Annotated in this window: 3 protein-coding genes and 1 pseudogene; 1 reads left to right on the top strand and 3 read right to left on the bottom strand. The window is 64.9% G+C overall.

The features are described from left to right. The first annotated feature begins 194 nt into the window (after nt 1-194). The gene (locus PHO31112_RS26955; RefSeq protein WP_150624792.1) at nt 195-422 is read left to right on the top strand and encodes a YajG family lipoprotein; all 228 of its coding nucleotides are present in this window, start codon (nt 195-197) and stop codon (nt 420-422) included. Nucleotides 423-456: 34 nt separating this feature from the next. Here the strand turns inward: PHO31112_RS26955 and PHO31112_RS26950 are convergent, their stop codons facing one another. From PHO31112_RS26950 to PHO31112_RS27335, 3 genes and pseudogenes are all read right to left on the bottom strand, one after another. After that, the gene (locus tag PHO31112_RS26950) at nt 457-771 is read right to left on the bottom strand and encodes an addiction module antidote protein (protein WP_150624790.1); all 315 of its coding nucleotides are present in this window, start codon (nt 769-771) and stop codon (nt 457-459) included. Between the two features lie 3 nt (nt 772-774). Next, nucleotides 775-875 (bottom strand): annotated as a pseudogene (locus PHO31112_RS28080) (type II toxin-antitoxin system RelE/ParE family toxin); the annotation flags it as partial. Between the two features lie 15 nt (nt 876-890). Beyond that, nucleotides 891-2635: hypothetical protein (locus tag PHO31112_RS27335; RefSeq protein ID WP_174995916.1), on the bottom strand; the 1745-nt coding region annotated here is incomplete at its 5' end.

Genomic DNA, 2635 nt, shown 5'->3' with positions numbered 1-2635 from the left:
CGCCATGTTGCGGACGTGAAAGGCCCTCAGCCAGGCGGGGATTAAGGCTGCGGGTGGGCTCGACGGTGTGGCCAGGCACCACACTGCGCATTCTGCTTGCGCTTCATCTTCTGCGACGACTTACCGGCGCTTCTGCGTATTACACGTAACGAGAATAAATTTTTGACATAGTAAGACTAAGGACCTGCAACGCTATGCGAAAGGCAAGCCTCTCCCTGCTGATTGCCGCCTTGACGCTGGCCGGGTGCGCAGCCTCTCCGAAGTTGTTGCCGCCGCAAAGCAAGCCGCAGCTCGATAGCGCACTAGCTGCTGTCTGCGAGATTCCAGACGAGCCAGGCGCAGCAGATTACGACGTGTGGCAGGCTTGGGGAGAGCATGTCGTGCTGCCCTCGCTTACGACTTTTTACCATCCGGCACAGTAAGACCGTGGCCGCGATAGCCGCATCGGGCGACGGCTTATGCCGTCGCGGCCTCATTCGCGTCGGGGTGCGCCGTCAGCGAGAGGTGTAGTCCGACGGCTCTGACTACTTTCACGATGGTTGCGAACTCAGGATTGCCAGTGTCTGAGAGTGCGCGATACAGCGCCTCCCGAGCGACGCCCGACGCTCGGGCTAACGCGCTCATTCCCCGCGCACGGGCGACCGTGCCGAGTGCCCGCTGAATCTCACGCGGGTCCCCGCCTTTAAACGCGAGCGACAGATAATGCCGGATCGTCTCGTCGTCCTTGAGCGCCTCTGCGGCGTCAAACGCTTTCAATTCACTCAGTTTCATTTCTCAGTCCTCCAGCTCGTCAGCCAGTTTCTTAGCGCGCTTGTGATGTCTTTTGCCTGCGTTGATTTGTCGCCGCCGCAGAGCAGCACGACGGGCACCCGCCCTGGGAACATTGCCGTTCATATAGGCTGCGCGCCAGCCTTGCGGAGGAGCCGGTTCTCGCCGCGCTGGGTCAGGCGGCCGTCGGCACGAAGGTAATGTTTCAGTGCCGCAACCGGGACATTGTCCCGCCCGGCCACACCGTTGAGCCCACCGGCGGCCTTAATCCCCGCCTGGCCGAGGGCCTTCCACGTCCGCAACATGGCGTCGGTGACCTTCGCTTTCTCGCCCGAGGCGAGTCGATCCTCGCCGCGCTGGGTCAGGCTGCCGTCGGCACGAAGGTAAGTTCTCACTGCCGCAGCTGAGGCGTTATCCCGCCTGGCCACACCGTCGAGCCCACCCGCAGCCTCAATCCCCGCCTGGCCGAGGGCCTTCCACGTCTGCAACATGGCGTTGGTAATTTCCACTTTCCCGCCCGGGTTGAGCCGGTCTTCGCCGATCTGGGTCAGCCTGCCGTCGGCACGCAGGTAATTTCTCAGTGCTGTCACCGGGACATTGTCCCGCCGGGCTATCCCGTTGAGCCCACCCGCGGCCTCAATCCCTGCCTGGCCGAGGGCCTTCCACGTCTGCAGCATGGCGTCGGTGATCGTCGCTTTCCCGCCCGGGTTGAGCCGGTCTTCGCCGAGTTGGGTCAAGCGGCCGTCGGCACGCAGGTAATTTCTCAGTACTGTAGCCGGGACATTGTCCTGCCTGGCCACACCGTCGAGCCCACCCGCAGCCCCAATCCCCTCGTGGCCGAGGGCCGTCCACGTCTGCAACATGGCGTCGGTGATCTCCACTTTCCTGGCCGGTTTGAGCCGGTCTTCGCCGCGCTGGGTCAGGCGGCCGTCTGCACGAAGGTATTTTCTCAATGCCGCAGCCGAGACATCGCCTCGCCGGGCCACACCGTCGAGCCCACCGGCGGCCTTAATCCCCGCCTGACCGAGGGTCTTCCACGTCCGCAGCATGGCGTCGGTGATCTTCGCTTTCCTGGCCGGTTTGAGCCGGTCTTCGCCGCGCTGGGTCAGGCGGCCGTCTGCACGCAGGTAATTTTTCAGTGCCGCCGCCGGGACATCGTCCCGCCGGGCCACACCGTCGAGCCCACCGGCAGCCTCAATCCCCGCCTGACCGAGGGTCTTCCACGTCTGCAGCATGGCGTCGGTGATCTCCACTTTCCTGGCCGGTTTGAGCCGGTCTTCGCCGCGCTGGGTCAGGCGGCCGTCTGCACGAAGGTAATTTTTCAGTGCCGCTGCCGAGACATCGTCCCGCTTGGCCACAGCGTCGAGCCCACCGGCGGCCTCAATCCCCGCTTGGCCGAGGGCCTTCCACGTCCGCAACGTAGCGTTGGTGATCTTCGCTTTCCCGCCCGGGTTGAGCCGGTCTTCGCCGCGCTGGCTCAGCCTGCCGTCGGCACGCAGGTAAGTTTTCAGTGCCGCAACTGAGACGTTGTCCCGCCTGGCCACACCGTCGAGCCCACCGGCGGCTCTAATCCCCGCCTGGCCGAGGGCCTTCCACGTCCGCAACATGGCATCGGTGATCTCCACTTTCCTGCTCGGGTTGAGCGGGTCTTCGCCGCGCTGGGTCAAGCTGCCGTCCGCGCGAAGATAATGTTTCAGTGCCGCAGCCGGGACCTTGTCCCGCCGGGCCACACCGTCGAGCCCCCCCGCAGCCTCAATCCCCTCGTGGCCGAGAGCCGTCCACGCCTGCGGCATGGCGTCGGTGATCTTCGCTTTCCTGCCCGGGGTGAGCCGGTCTTCGCCGTGCTGGGTCAGCCTGCCGTCGGCAC

It is taken from the genome of Pandoraea horticolens, assembly GCF_902459555.1.
Taxonomy (GTDB): domain Bacteria; phylum Pseudomonadota; class Gammaproteobacteria; order Burkholderiales; family Burkholderiaceae; genus Pandoraea; species Pandoraea horticolens.
Note: the sequence above shows the minus strand (reverse complement) of the source record. Positions and strands in the feature narration are given on the sequence as shown.

Excerpts from the sequence above, each read along its gene's own strand:
- PHO31112_RS26955 (WP_150624792.1), top strand. The coding sequence starts at position 195 with ATGCGAAAGGCAAGCCTCTCCCTGCTGATTGCCGCCTTGACGCTGGCC.
- PHO31112_RS26950 (WP_150624790.1), bottom strand. The coding sequence starts at position 771 with ATGAAACTGAGTGAATTGAAAGCGTTTGACGCCGCAGAGGCGCTCAAG.